An 18,395-nucleotide genomic window follows, 5' to 3' on the forward strand; every position below is an offset into this window, starting at 1 on the left:
CAGTGTTTCTGTAGCAGCGGCGCGAGCCGCGTCGGCGGTGCATGCGGTGTATCTGGAAGACCGCGATGAGGCCGGACGCGGCTTGCGCCGCTGCTACAGGGGATCGCACTGTTTCTGTAGCAGCGGCGCGAGCCGCGTCGGCGGTGCATGCGGTGTATCTGGAAAACCGCGTCAAGGCCGGACGCGGCTTGCGCCGCTGCTACAGGGTCAGGCTTTTGCCGGTTCTACGGCGATTTCCTGGGTCTCCGGCTTTTTGATCACGGCATACACGACCGCGGTCAACAGGGCACCGGCGACGATGGCCATCAGATACAACAAGGCATGGTTGATCGCGTTCGGAATCAGCAGCACGAACAAGCCACCGTGCGGCGCCATCAGCTTGCAGCCGAAGTACATCGACAATGCACCGGTCAAGGCCCCACCGACAATGCTCGCGGGAATGACCCGCAATGGGTCCTTGGCGGCGAACGGGATGGCGCCCTCGGAAATGAAGCACAACCCCAACACCAACGCCGCCTTGCCTGCCTCACGCTCGGTCTGGGCGAATTTGCGCCGGGCGAAGAAGGTCGCCAGCCCCAGACCGATCGGCGGCACCATGCCCGCCGCCATGGTCGCGGCCATCGGCGCATAGCTCTGCGACGCCAGCAGCCCCACCGAAAACGCATACGCCGCCTTGTTGATCGGTCCGCCCAGGTCGACGCACATCATCGCGCCCAGCAGCACCCCCAGCAGCAACGCGTTGGTGGTGCCCATGCTGTCGAGGAAAGTCGTCAGACCTGCCAGCATTCCAGCCACCGGCTTGCCGACGACATAGATCATCACCAGGCCCGTGAACAGACTGGCCAGCAGGGGAATGATCAGGATCGGCTTCAAGGCTTCCAGACTGGCCGGCAGCTTCGCATAGCGGTTGATCGCCTTGGCCGCGTAACCGGCAATGAAACCCGCCGCGATACCACCGATGAAGCCGGCACCCAAGGTGCTCGCCAGCAAGCCACCGATCATGCCCGGCGCAAGCCCCGGACGGTCGGCGATCGAATAGGCGATGTAGCCCGCCAGCAACGGCACCATCAGCTTGAACGCGGCTTCGCCACCGATCTGCATCAGGGCGGCCGGCAAGGTGCCGGGCTCCTTGAACGCCTCGATACCGAACACGAACGACAGCGCGATCAGCAAGCCCCCCGCCACCACCATCGGCAGCATGAACGACACACCGGTCAACAAGTGCTTGTAGACACCGGTCTTTTCCTGCTTCTTGGGCGCACCGGCAGCGCTGCCGGTGGATTCCACCTCACCTTCGGCCAGCGCCTTGTTGAGGGTCGCTTGAGCCTGTTTCAGGGCAATGCCGGTGCCGCAGCGATAGATCTTCTTGCCAGCAAAACGCTCGGTGGCCACTTCGATATCGGCGGCCAGCAACACCACGTCGGCCTCGTCGATGGCCTGTACGCTCAACGGGTTGCGCGCGCCCACCGAACCCTGGGTTTCCACCTGCAACTCGTAGCCCAACTGCTTGGCGCCCTGCTGCAACGCTTCGGCCGCCATGAAGGTGTGCGCCACCCCGGTCGGGCAGGCGGTGACCGCCACCAGACGCGGTGCACGCGACGCCGTTGCGGCTGCCGCTGGCGCAGCGGCGTAGGGCTTGGCTTGTTCGGCAGCCTGCCGCAGAAAGCCGTCGACATCCTGCAGGGCGTGGGCCGGGCTGCTCTGGAACAGACGCTTGCCGACGAAACGGCTCAGGTCCATGGCACCGGTGTTGACCACCAGCACCCAGTCCGCGGCTTCGATATCAGCCTCGGTCAGACGCTGCTCGGGGTTTTGCGGGTCGAACACTTCAACGCTGGTGCTCCAGCCCTGGCGACGGGCCGCCGCGTCGAGCAGACGTGCGCTCAAGACGCTGGACACCCGCCCGCTGGGGCACGCGGTGACGATAGCTAGTTTCATCTTCAACCCTCTTATTGTTCTGTCAGCGGACGTACACTGACGCCGCTTTCAAGCCGCGCCAGGTGCGCGGCATCACTGATTCCGAAGCCGATCTGCGTCACCGCCATGGCGGCGATCGCGGTGGCCGTGCGCAGGCTGTGTTCCGGCGTCCGTTCGCTGAGCAGACCGTGTACCAGCCCGGCCAGCAACGAGTCCCCGGCACCTACGGTACTGGCCACGTCGACGGTGGGCGGCAAGGCCTGCAAGGCCAGGTCGGCCGCGAACCAATTGACGCCGCGCTCGCCTTGGGAGATCACCACGTTGCCGACCCCATCAGCCAACAGGCGCTGGGCCGCAGCGGACTGCTCGGCAGGCGTTTCCACCGAGCTGCCGAGCACCTCGGTGAGCTCATGGGTATTGGGCTTGACCAGCCATGGACGGGTCAGCAAGCCGGCGCGCAGGGCCGCGCCACTGGTGTCGAGCGCCACTTTCAGGTCCATGCGCGCAAGCGTTTCGAGCAGCGCCTGGAACCACTGCGGATTCACCCCACGCGGCAAGCTGCCGGCGACCACCACCGCATCGTGCCCCGGCGCCATGTCCTGCAGACGAGCCAGCAGCGCCGCCTGGGCCTGATCATCGACCACCGGACCCGGACCGTTGACGTCGGTGACACGGCCACTGCGCTCAGCCAGTTTGATGTTGCTGCGCGTCTCACCCGGCACGCGAATGAACGCATCGGTAAAACCGCGCTGCGCGAACAGTGCCTCGAACGGCTGCGCATTGGCATCGCCGAGAAAACCACTCACGGTCACCTGATGGCCGAGGTCGGCCAGCACCTGGGCGACATTGAGGCCCTTGCCGGCTGCGTGACGGTGCAGGGCATTGCTGCGATTGACTTCGCCCAGTTCCAGGCCGTCGATCTCCACGGTCAGGTCCAACGCCGGATTAAGCGTCAGGGTCAGGATGCGTGCCATCAAGATTTCTCCACCAGGGCACGCACCTGCGTGGCGGTGCCCAACCCGAGCGCATGCCGGGCCAATTGTTGCGCGTGGCTGAGCGTCAGCTCGCGCACCCCCGCCTTGACCTCGGCAATGCTGCGCGCCGAGACACTCAATTCATCCACACCCAGGCCGACCAGCAACGGCACAGCCAACGGGTCGGCTGCCAGCTCACCGCACACGCCGACCCATTTGCCGTAGTCATGGGCTGCACGCACGGTGATGTCGATCAATTGCAGTACGGCCGGGTGCAGACCATCGGCCTGGGCCGACAAGGTCGGGTGGCCACGGTCGATGGCCAGGGTGTACTGGGTCAGGTCGTTGGTGCCGATGCTGAAGAAGTCGACCTCGCGGGCCAGTACCGGAGCCAGCAAGGCCGCCGACGGTACTTCGATCATGATGCCCAGTTGCAGGTCCTTGACCGGAATCTCGCGACGCACGCGCTCGGTCATGTCCTTGGCCTGGCGCCACTCTTCGACACTGCCGACCATGGGGAACATGATCCGCAGCGGACGGTTGTCGGCGGCGCGCAACAGCGCGCGCAGCTGGCCTTCCATCACGTCGGGGCGCTGCAGCGTGAGGCGAATGCCGCGCACACCCAGGAACGGGTTCTCTTCCTTGTCGATCGGCCAGTACGGCAACGGCTTGTCGCCGCCCACATCGAGGGTGCGTACCACCAGCGGTCGACCTTGCAGGCCATCGAGCACACGGCGGTACTCGGCTTCCTGCACGGCCTCATCCGGGGCTTGCGAATGGGCCATGAAAATCAGCTCGGTGCGCAGCAGGCCAACGCCCTCGGCGCCCTGCTCCACGGCCTTGGCAACACCGGCGCTTTCGCCGATGTTGGCAAATACTTCCACGGCGTGCCCGTCGAGGGTCACCGCGCTTTCCATGCGTCGCTCGGCTGCGGCCTGCAGGCGCTGCTCGCGGCGATCACGGTCGGCCAAGGCACGTTCCAGCACCTCGGGCGCCGGTGCCACAGTCAACAGACCGCGCTGACCGTCGATCAGCAGCGCGGTACCGGCAGCGATCTGCAACACGCCTTCGCCTGCGCCGACCACGGCCGGAATGCCCAGAGCACGCGCGACGATGGCGCTGTGCGCGGTGGCACCACCGCGCGCGGTGAGAATCCCGGCCACACGAGCCGGGTCAAGACGAGCCACGTCCGAGGGGCCAACTTCATCCATTACCAGGATGTAGGCTTCTTTTGGTTCTTCCAGCGTTGGTACGCCACACAGCTGCGCCAGCACGCGGCGACCGATGTCGCGCAGATCGGCTGCGCGCTCGGCCAGCAGGGCATCCTGCAGCGCTTCCTGTTGCACGGCGGCCGCCTCGATCACCGTGTTCCAGGCTGCCGCAGCACTTTCGCCCTGCTGCAGACGCGCGGCGACTTCATCGGTCAGCGCCGGGTCGTCGAGCATTTCCTGGTGAGTGACGAAGATTTCGCGGATGGCCTGCGCCTGAGCCCGCTGGATCAACCCTTCGATGTCCTGGCGGACCTGGCCCAGGGCGGCCTGCAGACGCTCGCGTTCGAGCGCCACGGATTCACCGCGCTGGGGATATTCGAAATCGTGCAGCACCTGGATGTGCGCCGGCCCCATGGCGATGCCGGGGGCAGCGGCGACGCCCTGGACCTGGGCCCCGGTGCGCGGTGCCTGCGGCTTGGCCTTGGGCGCCTTGGCGACCGGTGCCTGCTGCGGCGCCGCTTCGGTGACCGCTGGCAGCGGCTCCACTTCTTCGCCCAGACCGTCTTCGATGGCCTTCAGCAGCGCCGGCAGGGCGTCGTCTGCAATGGTGGGTTCGGCCACCAGCTCCAGGGTCTGGCCGCGCTGCGCACCGAGGCTGAGCAGCTTGCTCAAGCTCTTGGCGGACACGGCAAGGCCGCCGGACTCTACCACCCGCAAGCGGATCTCGCCGTCGAAGCTCTTCGCCAGCTGCGCCAGGATCTTCGCCGGGCGGGCATGCAGGCCGTGGGCGTTGGCCAGTACGATACGCGCACTGGGCCAGTCGGCTGGCAGCTCGCCACCGAGCGCTTCGAGCACTGCCCGCGTGCTGGTGGCGCCGCCCAATTCGTTGCCGCGGCCTTCGATCAGCAAAGCGCACAGGCGTTCGAGCAGCGCCTGGTGGGCTTCACCCAGACTCGCCAGGCAGAACAGACCAGTCAACGGCTGCCCCAGATAGCGCAGGGGCTTGTCCGGAGTGACGAACGCCAGGCCCGGACGCTTGACCGTTTGCTCGCTGTGCAGCCACCACAGGCCATCGCCCAATGGCAGCGCTTCGACCTGCTGCAGCAGCGCCGCGAAACCGTTGCTTACACAATCGGCCTGGCGCAACAGACGCGCACCGCGCCACACCAGCTCTTCGAAGTCTTCGGCCATCACGCCCAGGCTGATCATCTGCGCATCCAGCGCCAATTCCTGCGGCGCCCCCTGCAGCAGTTTCAGCAGCGCTGGCGCATCGCTGGCCCGGCGCAACGCTTCACCCAGGTCGGTTTCACCCAGTGCGCGGGTCAGCAATTGCAGCAGGCGCAGGTGTTCGTCGGATTTGGCGGCAATGCCGATGGCCAGGTAAACCATCTGGCCATCGCCCCAATCCACGCCTTCGGGGAATTGCAGCAGGCGCACGCCGGTGGTGAACACCAGGTCGCGGGTATCGGGCGTACCGTGGGGAATGGCGATGCCTTGGCCAAGAAAGGTCGAGCCTTGAGCTTCACGCGCTTGCAAGCCGGCCAGGTAACCTTCGGCCACCAAACCATCGGCAACCAGTTTGTCGGCGAGCAATTGCAGGGCGGCGGGTTTATCCACGGCACTCTGGCCCATGGATATCTGCTCTATAGTGAGCTCCAGCATTGCCTCTCTCCTTTACAGCGGCGGCAGCACGCTGAGGTATTGTTGTGAAGTTTGAGCATAGAGCACCGATGGGCGGGCTTTGTACTCTCGATACGTCCGGCCTGCGTTGCCGAGGGTAAGGGTGAGACCTCGACGAGAGATGTTTTACGGCAGGAAACGCGCAGGCTGAAACGTTTAATCTAGAATGCAGCGCACGTTACTCGATAATCTTCCATGATTGAAGTCCAACCTGTCGGTTACGTTGCCTGATCACGGCCCGACGCAACCTGACCAACGATGAATAAGCGCGCTCCAGATGCTCTGGCACCGGCGCGCCGACCACAAGGAATCAACGGTTGAAACTCAGCGATATTGCTCGCCTGGCTGGCGTCTCGGTCACTACGGCCAGTTACGTCATCAACGGCAAGGCTGCCCAACAACGCATCAGCAAGGCGACGGTGGCACGCGTCGAAGCCATCGTTCAGGAACAGGGCTTCACGCCCAACCCCCAGGCGGCCGGTCTGCGCAGTCGGCACACCCGCACCCTGGGTTTCATCCTGCCGGACCTGGAAAACCCCAGCTACGCGCGCATCGCCAAGCGGCTCGAACAGGGCGCTCGCGCTCACGGCTATCAACTGCTGATCGCCAGTTCCGACGACGACGCTGCCAGTGAACTGCAATTGCTGCAACTTTTTCGCGCCCGCCGCTGCGACGCGCTGTTCGTCGCCAGTTGCCTGCCGGCCAGTGACGACAGTTACCGCGAGTTGCAGGCCAAGGGCACACCGGTGATCGCCATCGACCGGATGATGGACCCGGCGCAGTTCTGTTCGGTCATCAGCGATGACCGCAACGCCAGCCTGCAATTGACCCAGAGCCTGCTGTTGCCCAAGCCACGGCACATCGCTCTGATCGGCGCTCGGGCAGAGCTGAGCATCAGTCAGGCACGAACCGAGGGCTTCAACACCGCGCTGGCCGATTTCGACGGCACGGTGCTGGTCGAGCACAGCGAATATTTCAGTCGCGAAGGCGGCCAGCAGTCCATGCTCGCCCTGCTCGACCAGCTTGGCCACCTGCCCGATGCACTGGTGACCACCTCCTACGTCCTGCTGCAGGGTGTGTTCGATGTCCTGCAGCAGCGCCCGCTGGATTCCCAGGCGCTGCACCTAGGCACGTTCGGCGACACCCAGCTGCTGGACTTTTTACCGCTACCGGTCAATGCGATGGCCCAGCAGCACGACATGATCGCCAGCAAGGCCTTGGAACTGGCCCTGGCCGCCGTTGAACAAAAGCACTACGAGCCCGGCGTGAATGCCCTGGCCCGGACCTTCAAACAGAGGATTCACGAGGCCTGATCGTGCGCTTGATCGACACCCACACCCACCTGGATTTCCCCGACTTCGATGCCGATCGCCCGCGCGTGCTGGACAGCGCTGCGGCGCGAGGCGTGGAACGGGTGGTGGTCCTGGGCGTGCACCAGGTCAACTGGCAACGGGTGTGGGACCTGGCCCTGGCGGATGAGCGGGTGTACGCGGCCCTGGGCCTGCACCCGGTGTTTCTCGAAGAACATCAGCCCGACCATGTGAACGGACTGCGCGACTGGCTGGAACGGTTGCACGGACACCCCAAGCTCTGCGCCATTGGCGAGTTCGGTCTGGATTACTACCTCAAGGATCTGGATCGCGACCGGCAACAGGCATTATTCGAGGCGCAGCTGAAACTGGCGGCAGATCTGGCGCTGCCGGTGCTGCTGCATGTGCGCCACAGCCATGCCGCCGTGATTGCGACGCTGAAGCGTTTCAAGCTGCCGCGTGCCGGTGTCATCCATGCGTTTGCCGGCAGTTGGGAGGAAGCGCGGGAGTACCTGAAACTGGGCTTCAAGCTGGGCCTGGGTGGCGCGCCGACCTGGCCTCAGGCGTTACGCATGCACAAGGTGCTGCCGCGCTTGCCGCTGGACGCCATCGTTCTGGAAACCGACGCGCCGGACATGGCGCCTGCGATGCATCCTGGCTTACGCAACAGCCCGGAGCATCTACCGGACATCGCCGAAGCGTTGGCGAAGATCATCGGCACCGACGCCCATACCCTGGCCGCTGCGAGCACCCAGAATGCCAATGCCCTGTTCGGCTGGCCCGATGGGCAGTGACCTCTGATGCGGCTCGCGCCGCTGCTACAAAAGCGGCGCGAGCCGCGTCCGGGTTCGACACGATGAACCTGAAAAATCACGCCAAAACCGAAACCACCGCCAACACCGCATACCACAACACCCCGGCCCGCACGACCATTTGCCAGAGGCTGTCCAGCGTTTCCACGCCTGCCGGGCCTACCACCGGCGTCGGCACATCGCCTGCCACACGACCGACCCGGCCGATCAGCGTCGCTGCGTCGATTTCCCAGCTGAGCACTTCGTGCAACATCACTCGGCTCACCGCTACGAAGTTGCCGACCAGGGCGAAGCTGGCTGCCAGCAGGCGCACCGGCAGCCAGTCCAGGGCATGACGCAGGCGCTGCGCCCGCAGCGCCACTGCGGGATGCCGAGACTGCTCGGCCACCAAGGCCACCAGCCGATAGATCAGCGCCGCCACAGGGCCCAGCGCGGCGTACCAGAAGATCACCGCGAAAAAGCTTTGATAGGCTTCCCAGAGCAGATGGCCCTGCACCCTCTGCAGCAGGCTGTCGCCATCCTCGGCAGTGACCCCCATGTCACGTTCAGCCACGTGTACCGCCGCCTGGGTATCTTCACGGCGCCAGGCGTCGCGAAACGGCCCCAGCCCTACGGTAACGTCACCCCGGCCCAGGCTGTAGATCAGCACCAGCAGATGCATCGGCAACGCCAGCAAGCCATACGCGACCGGTTGCAAGACATACAGCAGCAACGCCAGCAGCAGCGCCGGCAGTGCCACGCTGACACCCAGCACCAGCCATGGCTCGCGCGCCAGGCCCGACCGCGCCTCTAGCCGGTGCAGTTCACCGAGGAAGAACCCATCACGTTGCACGCGCTGGCGCAGACCGGAAAACTTCTCCGCCAGCAAGACCAACAGCAGCACTAGAAAGATCATCGAGCATCCTCTTCATTGAGCAAGGCGGCACGGTAACGTGCCCAATCGAAACAGGGGCCGGGGTCGGTCTTGCGACCTGGGGCGATATCGCTGTGACCGCGTATCCGCTCCACGCTCAACGCTGGGAAGCGCTCCAGCAACAGCCGGGTCACGGTGACGAGCGCCTCGTACTGGGCATCGGCGAAGGGCTGATCATCGGTGCCTTCCAGTTCGATGCCTACCGAAAAATCATTACAGTTTTCGCGGCCGTCGAACAACGACACCCCAGCGTGCCAGGCGCGGTCCAGGCAAGAGACGAACTGCGTCACCCCGCCGTCGCGCTCGATCAGAAAGTGCGCGGACACCCGCAGATGGGAAATCCCTTCGAAATAGGGATGCTCAGTGACATCGAGACGGTTCTGGAAGAAAGCCTGCACCTTGCCCGTGGCAAATTGCGCGGGCGGCAGGCTGATGTTGTGGATGACCAACAGCGAGACTTCGCCGTCAGGGCGCTCGTTGAAGTTGGGCGAGGGACAATGCCGAGCGCCTTCGCACCATCCCGTGAAACCGTTCAACCGCATCTGGAGTCCTGCTGGCCAATCAAGGAGCCCCAGTATGAACTCTCAGACCTGAGAAGTCAGACCCAGGAAGACGGCCTGCACCCAGGGCCGGTCAATTCGCCTTGAGCTTGCGCAGGTTGGTGACCACTGAATCCAGTGCCCGGTCGAACAACAGCGTGTCATCGAGCACTCGCACGGTACCGCGGCGGAACTCGACCGCCAGCCCCATGCGAGTCTTTTCCAGCACCTTCATGCCAGTACGGTTGACGAACACATACTTGCCCGAGGTCTCGATGATCGCGGTCAGCTTGCAGCGCAGCTTGAACTCTTCGTTTTCCTGCAGTTCCACCCACGTGCCGACGCGCAGCTTGTCGACCTGCAGCAGGCCTGGGTCATCCTCCGGAAGACGCAGCTGGGCTTCACCATCGGCGGTTTCACCGACCGGTGCCAGGACGATCTCCTCGACCACCTGCACCAGCGACTCGTCGCCGTTCGAAGTCCCCTCGACATCCGCCAGTTCGCGCTGGAATGCCTGGACATGCAGCACTTCCAGCTGGCTGAAGAATTCACTGGTGGCGAACGGGTCGAACGCGGTGCTGGTGAGGCCGTCGCGCAGGGACTTGAGCAGACCCGGCACCAATTCCAGCAGGCGCATGCGCATATCCGGATCATCGTGAGGCTCGACGCTCCAGATCAAATCGTCGACAGTCGCCAATGCCGCCTGCCACTCATCCGAGTTGGCCCCATGCTTCAGGCACACCAGCAACAGCACGCGGCTCCACGCTTCCTGCAGCAGATTGACCACCACCAGCGGCAGCGTACGGCCCAGCAAACGGCTGTTGAGCTCCTTCTCCACCAGATGACGTGCAAGGTCCGCGCGAGCGCGGCCTTCTTCGGCATCGCGGGTGCGCTGTTCGAGCAACTCGCTGCGGCGGCGCTCGTCATTGCTGAAGGCAAGGAAATCGACCAGCAGTTCGGAGAACAGCGAGGTGTCATCGACGAAATCGTTGAGCAGGCGCTGGACGATCTGCTCGATCCGCAAATACAAGGCATCGCGCTGGTAATCGTCGCGGCTGCCCCACCCCATCGCCGCCGAGGCGATTTCGTTGAGCAGGCGCCGGGCCGGGTGGGCGCCACGGCTGAAGAAACTCTTGTCCAGCACTGCGACCTTGAGCATGGGAATCTGCAGACGCGCGATCAAGGCCTTGAGCGAGTCAGGCAGATTGCGATCGTCGAGAATGAATTCGAAGAGCATGGCAACGAGGTTGATGACGTCCTCGTCCACCACCCCCACCACGCGAAACTTGCCGCTCTTGACGCTGACGCGGGTCAGCAATTGCTCCAGTTGTTGGCGCAGGTCGTAATCGTTCTGCGGCGTCTGCTGGGGAACGTGATGCTGCAGATGAGACAGCAGGCGCATCAGGTCGCTGGTCGAGATCGGCATGGCCTCGCTGGGCGGCTCCATCTTCGGCGCCATGCTGCCACGCAGATCGTGCAGCAGATCCTGCAGGGCCCCGAACACTTCCTGCACGCTTTCATCGCGCTGGGCAGGCTTGCTCGGTGCTTCGGTGCGCGTTTCCGGTTCGACGGCCGCGGGGCGCGCACGGTCGCTGGAGCGATCGGCGGCGCGACGGGCCGGCGCGGCCTTGAGCTCGGGCAAGATTCCGGCGGCGATAAGCAACTGATTGGCCTCGGCGTAGAGCTGATCGGTATCGGTCAGGACGTATTTTTCGAACAGCTTGAGGATGATCAGCTTGACCTTGATCTCCACGCCCAGGCTGCGCCCGGCTTGAAGGAAATAGTCGCAGAGCATGACCGGGCCAAGGGGATTGGTGGAATCATCCAGGCGGCGCGTGAGCAGCACGTTCAAACGGGTAGTCAACTGGCCAAGGGCGAAGCTGTCACGGCTCAGCACCTTGCTGACCATGGCGTCCAGCGCCACGGTGCGCTCAAGCTCGTCGTTGGGCACCAAGGCCAACTTGTCGTAGCTCAGCGGCGCAGGTGCATTGGTTTCGGCCGTGTCGTACTGACCCACGCGCACAAAGCTTTCGTAGAATTTCTCGAGGAAGCCGCGCTCGATGCTCTTGCGCTTGAGGCGCAAGTCGCGCATGGCTTCGAAAAAGGTGTTCTGATCGACGTTGTTCAACGCCCGATCGGCCATTTCGAAAAGGGTGTCGTCGGCGTTGTCGAACAACACCTGAAGGGCCTGCTTGAGTTGCAGCGCGGCTTTGTCGCGCACCTGCAACAGGACGACAGGCAGGCGCACACTGGCAGGCTGGCTCGCTGGATCGACGGCCGCCTTGTTCAGTGAAACCACTTTCCCATCGTTCGCCATCAAGAACCCCCCACCCACGAAAAAGAGCGTCGACATCCCTGCCAACCACGTGACGTCATCGCCCACCTGACCTCACAGACAGTGATCTCTGACTACCAAGGTGACAAGCAGTTCAGCGAGCACGGAGCTAAGTAGAAGATTGACCGTAAATAACCTGAAAAGCTCATCTAAGCCGACCAAATGCATCTCTTTTTGCACCACATTACGGCGCCAGACGCAGGGCTTCGCTCCGAGCCGCGCAGTATCCTATAATCCGCCCCACTTTGCCGATGGAGCGCGTCATGCCTAATCTTCGTCTTGCCGATCTGACCGCTGAAATCGAAGCCAACGTGCGCCGTGCGTTGTTCGAAGACGTGGGCAGCGGCGATATCACCGCGCAACTGATCCCGGCCGAGCGCCTGGCCAAGGCCACCATCATTACCCGCGACACCTGCACCATCGCCGGCACCGCCTGGGTCGATGCCGTGTTTCGTCAGCTCGACCCCCGCGTGGCAGTGCATTGGCAGGTGGTGGACGGGCAGCAGGCACAAGCCAACCAGCCGTTGTTTCACCTCGAAGGCCCGGCACGGTCGCTGCTGACCGGAGAGCGCAGTGCGCTGAATTTTCTGCAGTTGCTGTCAGCCGTCGCCACCCGCGCGCAGTCGTTCGCCGAGCGGGTTGCCCACACTCAGGTCAAGCTGCTGGACACGCGCAAAACCCTGCCGGGCCTGCGCCTGGCGCAAAAGTATGCAGTGACCTGCGGCGGTTGCCACAACCACCGCATCGGCCTGTACGATGCATTCCTGATCAAGGAAAACCACATCGCCGCGTGCGGCGGCGTGGCCCAGGCAATCACGGCCGCGCAACGCATCGCACCGGGCAAGCCCGTGGAAATCGAGGTCGAAAGCCTGGACGAGTTGCGTGAGGCACTGGCCGCGGGCGCCGACATCGTCATGCTCGACGAGCTGAGCCTTGCGGACATGCGCGAAGCGGTGAGCATCAATGCCGGCCAGGCCAAGCTCGAAGCCAGCGGCGGCATCAATGATTCGACCTTGGTCAGCATTGCCGAAACGGGTGTGGACTACATCTCGATCGGCACCCTGACCAAGGATGTAAAAGCGGTAGACCTGTCCATGCGCCTGAGCCTGTGACAGCCCACATAGATATCGACCAGCAAAGGTATGGAGTTTTCTTAGTGACCAGCACATCCACCCAAGGCGCCCACCAGGTCTACATCGTTCGCATCGACGGCACCCGTTTCGGCCCCTTCGAATCTTCCCTGGAGCCCAACAAGGCCCTGATCTACGAGGTGACCCTCAACGCCGGCGCGGGCGATCGCATCGAACTGCACGACGCCGCCGGAGACGTGCAGACCCACGTCATTTCCAACACCCACTTCCAGCCCCAGATGAGCGACGTCCCCGCGCACTACACCGTCCGCTGGCGCTGACACCCCCCCGCTGGTCTCTATGCAAGCAGGTCCTGTGGGAGCAGGTCCTGTGGGAGCGGGGCGGGCGGCGAGCCCTCTGCCCGCGAAGAGGCCAGTCGCCTCCCCACACATCCCAACCCCCCCCACAAATCCCCCAAACAGTAAATTCCCTTGACTCCCCCCCACGAATCGCCCAATGGTGCTCAAACAAAACCCGCGTAAGGAAGCAGCCTTGAGCATCGTCGAACAGTTTCACTCAGGCCTCAAAGCCGCCCTGCCCGCCGCCAGCCTTGACGAACTCGCGTTCGCCACCGGCGCCTCTTCTACCCAACTGGATGCGCTCAAAGAAGTCTACCCTGACTGCCCGGACAGCCTCCTGCACCTGCTGGCCAAGGTGAACGGCACGCACTGGCAGAAGTACGAAAAAGGGGAAGTTTCGGTACTCATCCTGGGCTCCGACATCGCCGAGTACCCGTACTACCTGCGCTCGGTCGAACAGATCCTCGAAGACCGCACCGCCAACGACAAAAGCATTGCCGACATCTACGACGACTTGTTCCTGGAAAACCCGGACATGGTCGACAAACGCATCGATCCCGATGTCATTCTGGGCGAACGGCTGTGCTTCTCGCACTGCATGAACAACGGCGGTACCTCCACGCTGTTCATCGACTTCAACCCTACGAGCAAAGGTACCAAAGGCCAAGTGATCCGCTTCGTCCACGACCCGGACGAATACGTGGTCATCGCCGACAGCTTCGACGCCTACCTGAAGATGCTGATCGACGACAAGTTTGCGTTCATTCTCGAGGATTGATGCTGCAGCAGACGAGCCCACCTGCCTGGTGAGCTCGTCTACTGGCAAGACGGTCTGACCACCCACCTATGCTTCCCTCGGGCACTCCTGCACATCCTTCGTATCATTTCCCCTCGCCTACATCCTCATTCCTGATCTAAACCTAGCCAAGCAGCAGATATTGACGCGCAATTGATGAGCAACTAAATTTAGTCGCACCTAGGGAGAGGTATGTCCAGGCAAGGAAAGCTCATCGCCAAACTAATCTCGCAGGATGGCGATTTCACATGGAATGAACTGGTGAAAGTACTGCAGGGGTTTGGCTACGAGCCAATTCAAGGCAGTGGTAGCCGTGTCAAATTCTACAATGGTGATCCGAAGGCCTTAATCAGCCTACATCGTCCTCATCCGGGTAATGAAATCAAACCCTATATCCGGCGGCAGATCATTGCTCAATTGAAAAACGGAGGCCTGATCCCATGAACCCATTGCTTCAATACCGCGGCTATTTCGGATCGATCGAGGCGAGCGCTGAAGACGACTGCCTATATGGCAAAGCGCAGTTCGTGCGGGCGCTGATCAGCTATGAAGGACAAACAGTCTCACAACTCATCGCAGCGTTTCACACAGCCGTAGACGATTATCTGGAAACATGCGCCAACCTGAAGGTGGCGCCGGAAGTACCCTGTAAAGGGTCGTTCAATGTGCGAATAGGCCACGAGTTGCACTTGGCAGCCAGTATTGCTGCAAACCGGCAAAGCATTACGCTCAACGACCTGACCAAGCAGGCCCTTGCAAGCTACCTTCACCAGGAATCAGCGATCCGCGCAGGTTGAAGCAACCCTTCGCTCAATGCTTGAGCGGTAGCAAGCCAATGGCCGGACGGGCGAACAGATAGCCTTGCTGGAGGTCGATCCCCAGCCCCTGCAGGGCCGTGCTTTCGCCGACGGTTTCCACGCCCTCGGCCACGACGGTGATGTTCAGCTTGCCAGCCACCAGCACGATACCCGCCACGATAGCCTGGCGCACGGCGTCATGATCCAGATCGCGAGTCAGTGCCATGTCGATCTTCAGCACCTTGGGCTGGAAGGTCGCCAGCAGATTCAGGCCCGAATACCCTGACCCGAAGTCATCGATCGCCGTGACGAAGCCCTGTTTCTCGTATTCGCTGAAGATCGACTGCAAATGCAGCGGGTCGTCTACACGCTCGCCTTCGGTCACTTCGAACATCAGCCGATTCAGCGGAAAGCCGAATTCGCGGGCTGCTTCGAGCGTGGCGCGGATGCACGTTTCGGCGCGATAGACGGCCTTGGGCAGGAAGTTGATGCTGAGCAGGCAGTCGGGGAGGTCCAGCAGACCCCAACGGGTGGCCAACTCGATGGCCTTGACGCGGCAGGACTGGTCGAAACGGTAGCGATTGCCGTCGTTGACCTGGCTCAGAATGCTGTACGCAGACTCACCGTTGATGCCACGCACTAGGGCTTCATAGGCCCACGGCTGCCCGCTGCGCACGTTGAGGATCGGCTGGAATGCCATGGTGAAGTCGAAACCCAGGGCATCCAGGTTTCGACAGTCGGAGCAGCCAACCGCTTTGAACGGCTGAGGGAAAATGATCGGGCTCATGGCGAGGCTCCGTGGGCAAAGTGCGAATGATAGCGTAATGCCACTTTGACAGCTCGTAACCTCGTTAGGTCCATTGGCAGGGCTGAGCGGTCAGCCCAGCACGACCAACCGATCAGGCAACTCGTTGCGAGGATGGGTTACAGGTACGTGTTGACGTAATACCTCACCGCACGCCTGGATACAACCCACGAAGCCCTCCATCGTTTCACCTCGCTTGACCCGCGCGGTGAACGCCTCGACGATCGCGTTCCAGGTGTCATCGCCAATTCGGCTGGAAATCCCCTCGTCCACCAGGATTTCCACGTACCGTTCCGCCTCCGAAACGAAGATCAACATTCCCGTCGCGCCTTGGGTGTGGTGCAACTTGCGCTCCAGGAACTGCCGGCGGGCCATGTTGGCCGCCCGCCAGTGACGCACACGGCGCGGCACCAATGCCGTGGTCAATGCGGGAATGCGGAACAGCAGCCCCATCACGATGAAGGTCGCCCACTGCACCAGCAACAACTGATGGGCATTCAGCCAACCGGGGTAATAGTTGATCAGGCCCGGCACCAGCAAGGCGATCAACCCCGCCCATAGCAGCGGAATGTAGGTGTAGTCATCGGATTGCAGTGCGAGCACCGTAACCAGTTCGGCGTCGGTGTGCAGTTCGGCCTCGGCAATGGCCGTGGCCACGCGCTTCTGCGCGCTTTCGTCCAGTAATGTCATGCTGCGTACCTGCTCGATTTACCAGCCACCCGATGCACCCCCGCCGCCGAAGCCGCCGCCACCGCCACCAAAACCGCCACCGCCGCCGCCGAAACCACCGCCGCCACGGCCGCCGCCGAGCACACTGCCCAGCACCGCACCGGTGAGTACCGAACCGCCACCACCGCCTCGGCCGCCACGTCCGCCTCCCCCACCACGGATCATCACGATCACGATGATGATCAAGATGAGAAACGCCGGCCACGGCAGGCGCTGCTGCTCCTGACCTTGACCCTGCGCATTGCTGCGCTGGGGCTCGGCCAGTGGATCACCGCCCAGCACCTGCAACATGGCGGCCGCGCCAGCACGAATGCCACCGGCGAAATCGCCCTGGCGGAACGACGGCACGATCACGTTATTGATGATGATGGAGGACTGCGCGTCCGTGAGCTGCCCTTCCAGACCGTAGCCCACTTCGATGCGCACCTTGCGCTCGGCCTTGGCCACGATCAGCAGGGCGCCGTTATCCTTGCCCTTCTGCCCGATGCCCCAGGCGCGTCCGAGTTGATAGCCGTAGTCGGCGATATCCGTGCCTTGCAGATCCGGTACGGTCACCACCACGACCTGCTCGGAGGTCGCCTGCTCGTGTGCTTCGAGCATCTGGCTGAGCTGACTGCGGGTCTGCCCGTCGAGCAGGCCCGCCTGGTCCACCACCCGGCCGCTGAGCGCTGGAAACTCCAGCGCTCCGGCGGTGGCGACCCACAGCAGCATCAGCAGCGGCAGGCACCGCCATGGCTTCATTGGAACTTCACGCTCGGCGCTTGCTCGGCATTGGGTGCCGTGGCCTTGAAGTTCTCGCGAACCTTCTGGTCACGGTACATGGTCATCTGCCACAGCTTGCCGGGGAAGGTGCGGATCTCGGTGTTGTACTTCTCGACCGAGGCGATGAAGTCACGACGTGCCACCGCGATACGGTTTTCGGTCCCTTCTAGCTGCGACTGCAAGGCCAGGAAGTTCTGGTTCGACTTCAGGTCAGGATAGCGCTCGACAGTGACCATCAAACGGCTCAAGGCACCGCTGAGTTGCTGCTGAGCCTGGTCGAACTGCTGCAGCTTGGCCGGATCGTCCAGCGTATTGGCATCGACCTGGATCGAAGTGGCCTTGGCCCGCGCCTCGATGACCCGGGTCAGGGTGTCCTGTTCCTGCTTGGCGTAACCCTTCACCGTTTCCACCAGATTGGGAATCAGGTCGGCACGACGCTGGTACTGGTTCTCCACCTGAGCCCAGGCCGATTTCACCTGTTCGTCATATTGCGGAATGTTATTGATGCCGCAGCCACTGAGCAGCGTGGTGAACATCAACACGGTCAGCAGCCGTGTGCGCAGAGAAATGGTCATGGCGGGGTCAAGCTCCTTGGAAGGCAGCGCAACAAGGCGCTGCAACGCGCCGACATCCGGTTCGGGTCGACGCTTGAATAAGAGAGGTTAGCAGGCCTGGATGGGCGAAACGCCAAATCGCAGGCAAAGAAAAGCCCGCCGACGGGGAGGAAAGCGGGCTTGAAGAAGGAGCAAGGTCAACATTACGCCCGAGAATGTGAACACCGCGTGAAACGGATGTGAACGGACAGTTAGCTGCACTTTTCTCCTTTTTCACGACATCAACGACCGTCTGCGATCTTGCGTTCGATCTCGGCGGTCTTGCGCTGCAAGGTCTCGGCGTCCTGCTCTTTCTCCTTGATGGAGGTCGGCGTGATGACCTTGTCGACGCCTTCGGTCGCCGGGGTTTCGTTCTCGATATCGCGCTCGACCACGTTCACGGGCTTGCCGCTCGCGTCGAGGGTCGGAGCTTTTGGCTGAATTTCATCGCGTGTGGTCATGGTAGGAAGCCTCTGATGTTAGGTAACGATTCGAGGCTTTGCAGGCGAGGTAAGTTCCTGTGCACAACTTTTGACCGCACGTTACCCACAGGCACGGGTCACAGTTTCTTTGGGAGGAAAACCATGGCCATTTCAGTGAAGAAACTCGAAGGCGATGACGTCCCCGAGCAATATCGTGCACAAGGCATGGACCTGGTGTTTCAAGTACAGGACGCCGAGGGCGAGCTGCACATCCGCACCAACGACGAAGAGGCCGCCGCCCTGGCGGTGGAGTTCAGCGAGAAGGACCAAGGCAACGAGTGACTACGGATGGCGTGCAGAACCCAGCTGAT

19 protein-coding genes are annotated in these 18,395 nt (G+C 62.7%); 8 read left to right on the forward strand and 11 right to left on the reverse strand.

Annotated elements, in window-relative coordinates:
- Positions 1 to 207: 207 nt before the first annotated feature.
- From QMX89_RS17045 to ptsP, 3 genes are read right to left on the reverse strand one after another with little or no spacing between them, the layout of a single operon-like run.
- Positions 208 to 1,938, reverse strand: a complete 1,731-nt coding sequence (locus QMX89_RS17045; RefSeq protein WP_049861174.1) for a PTS fructose-like transporter subunit IIB — start codon at positions 1,936 to 1,938, stop codon at positions 208 to 210.
- 11 nt (positions 1,939 to 1,949) lie between these two features.
- Complete coding sequence (gene pfkB, locus QMX89_RS17050; RefSeq protein WP_282349110.1) at positions 1,950 to 2,891, reverse strand: 1-phosphofructokinase; 942 nt, start codon at positions 2,889 to 2,891, stop codon at positions 1,950 to 1,952.
- Positions 2,891 to 5,764 carry a phosphoenolpyruvate--protein phosphotransferase gene (gene ptsP / locus QMX89_RS17055; RefSeq protein ID WP_282349111.1) on the reverse strand — a complete coding sequence of 958 codons (2,874 nt, stop codon included), beginning with the start codon at positions 5,762 to 5,764 and terminating at the stop codon, positions 2,891 to 2,893. Before ptsP ends, pfkB begins: the two co-directional genes overlap by 1 nt.
- A gap of 335 nt (positions 5,765 to 6,099) precedes the next feature.
- Between ptsP and cra the strand changes: the two genes are divergently transcribed.
- Positions 6,100 to 7,095: a catabolite repressor/activator gene (gene cra / locus QMX89_RS17060; RefSeq protein WP_282349112.1), complete on the forward strand. Its 996-nt coding sequence runs from the start codon at positions 6,100 to 6,102 to the stop codon at positions 7,093 to 7,095.
- Between the two features lie 2 nt (positions 7,096 to 7,097).
- Positions 7,098 to 7,886, forward strand: coding sequence for a TatD family hydrolase (locus tag QMX89_RS17065; RefSeq protein ID WP_282349113.1), 789 nt, complete (start codon positions 7,098 to 7,100; stop codon positions 7,884 to 7,886).
- Between the two features lie 76 nt (positions 7,887 to 7,962).
- Here QMX89_RS17065 and ampE read toward each other — a convergent pair whose 3' ends face one another.
- The 3 genes from ampE to QMX89_RS17080 all read right to left on the reverse strand — a co-directional run bounded on the left by ampE (position 7,963) and on the right by QMX89_RS17080 (position 11,673).
- Positions 7,963 to 8,799, reverse strand: coding sequence for a regulatory signaling modulator protein AmpE (ampE, locus tag QMX89_RS17070; RefSeq protein ID WP_282349114.1), 837 nt, complete (start codon positions 8,797 to 8,799; stop codon positions 7,963 to 7,965).
- Positions 8,796 to 9,359, reverse strand: a complete 564-nt coding sequence (gene ampD / locus QMX89_RS17075; protein ID WP_282349116.1) for a 1,6-anhydro-N-acetylmuramyl-L-alanine amidase AmpD — start codon at positions 9,357 to 9,359, stop codon at positions 8,796 to 8,798. Before ampD ends, ampE begins: the two co-directional genes overlap by 4 nt.
- Before the next feature lie 91 nt (positions 9,360 to 9,450).
- Positions 9,451 to 11,673, reverse strand: a complete 2,223-nt coding sequence (locus QMX89_RS17080; protein ID WP_282349146.1) for a DUF1631 domain-containing protein — start codon at positions 11,671 to 11,673, stop codon at positions 9,451 to 9,453.
- Between the two features lie 281 nt (positions 11,674 to 11,954).
- Between QMX89_RS17080 and nadC the strand changes: the two genes are divergently transcribed.
- The 5 genes from nadC to QMX89_RS17105 all read left to right on the forward strand — a co-directional run bounded on the left by nadC (position 11,955) and on the right by QMX89_RS17105 (position 14,713).
- Positions 11,955 to 12,803, forward strand: a complete 849-nt coding sequence (gene nadC, locus QMX89_RS17085; protein ID WP_049861167.1) for a carboxylating nicotinate-nucleotide diphosphorylase — start codon at positions 11,955 to 11,957, stop codon at positions 12,801 to 12,803.
- 44 nt (positions 12,804 to 12,847) lie between these two features.
- Positions 12,848 to 13,102, forward strand: a complete 255-nt coding sequence (locus QMX89_RS17090; RefSeq protein ID WP_049861166.1) for a hypothetical protein — start codon at positions 12,848 to 12,850, stop codon at positions 13,100 to 13,102.
- 211 nt (positions 13,103 to 13,313) lie between these two features.
- Complete coding sequence (locus QMX89_RS17095; RefSeq protein WP_122742721.1) at positions 13,314 to 13,898, forward strand: SMI1/KNR4 family protein; 585 nt, start codon at positions 13,314 to 13,316, stop codon at positions 13,896 to 13,898.
- Positions 13,899 to 14,108: 210 nt separating this feature from the next.
- Positions 14,109 to 14,360, forward strand: coding sequence for a type II toxin-antitoxin system HicA family toxin (locus QMX89_RS17100; RefSeq protein WP_282349118.1), 252 nt, complete (start codon positions 14,109 to 14,111; stop codon positions 14,358 to 14,360).
- Positions 14,357 to 14,713: a type II toxin-antitoxin system HicB family antitoxin gene (locus QMX89_RS17105; protein ID WP_282349119.1), complete on the forward strand. Its 357-nt coding sequence runs from the start codon at positions 14,357 to 14,359 to the stop codon at positions 14,711 to 14,713. The genes QMX89_RS17100 and QMX89_RS17105 overlap by 4 nt, the downstream gene beginning before the upstream one ends.
- 13 nt (positions 14,714 to 14,726) lie before the next feature.
- Here the strand turns inward: QMX89_RS17105 and QMX89_RS17110 are convergent, their stop codons facing one another.
- The 5 genes from QMX89_RS17110 to QMX89_RS17130 all read right to left on the reverse strand — a co-directional run bounded on the left by QMX89_RS17110 (position 14,727) and on the right by QMX89_RS17130 (position 18,063).
- Positions 14,727 to 15,500 carry an EAL domain-containing protein gene (locus QMX89_RS17110; protein WP_282349120.1) on the reverse strand — a complete coding sequence of 258 codons (774 nt, stop codon included), beginning with the start codon at positions 15,498 to 15,500 and terminating at the stop codon, positions 14,727 to 14,729.
- A 90-nt stretch (positions 15,501 to 15,590) separates the two neighbouring features.
- On the reverse strand, positions 15,591 to 16,208 hold the full coding sequence (locus tag QMX89_RS17115; protein WP_282349121.1) for a TPM domain-containing protein: 618 nt from the start codon (positions 16,206 to 16,208) through the stop codon (positions 15,591 to 15,593).
- 18 nt (positions 16,209 to 16,226) lie between these two features.
- Complete coding sequence (locus QMX89_RS17120; RefSeq protein ID WP_090360313.1) at positions 16,227 to 16,988, reverse strand: TPM domain-containing protein; 762 nt, start codon at positions 16,986 to 16,988, stop codon at positions 16,227 to 16,229.
- The gene (locus QMX89_RS17125) at positions 16,985 to 17,584 is read right to left on the reverse strand and encodes a LemA family protein (protein ID WP_049861160.1); all 600 of its coding nucleotides are present in this window, start codon (positions 17,582 to 17,584) and stop codon (positions 16,985 to 16,987) included. The genes QMX89_RS17120 and QMX89_RS17125 overlap by 4 nt, the downstream gene beginning before the upstream one ends.
- Before the next feature lie 260 nt (positions 17,585 to 17,844).
- Positions 17,845 to 18,063 (reverse strand): hypothetical protein, encoded by a 219-nt coding sequence (locus tag QMX89_RS17130; protein ID WP_043192846.1) that lies wholly within the window; start codon positions 18,061 to 18,063, stop codon positions 17,845 to 17,847.
- Between the two features lie 123 nt (positions 18,064 to 18,186).
- Here QMX89_RS17130 and QMX89_RS17135 point away from each other — a divergent pair, with 123 nt between their 5' ends.
- Positions 18,187 to 18,366 carry a hypothetical protein gene (locus QMX89_RS17135; protein ID WP_282349122.1) on the forward strand — a complete coding sequence of 60 codons (180 nt, stop codon included), beginning with the start codon at positions 18,187 to 18,189 and terminating at the stop codon, positions 18,364 to 18,366.
- Positions 18,367 to 18,395 lie beyond the last annotated feature (29 nt).

This window comes from Pseudomonas sp. PS01301 (assembly GCF_029960215.1).
In the GTDB taxonomy this organism is placed as follows: Bacteria; Pseudomonadota; Gammaproteobacteria; order Pseudomonadales; family Pseudomonadaceae; genus Aquipseudomonas; species Aquipseudomonas coleopterorum.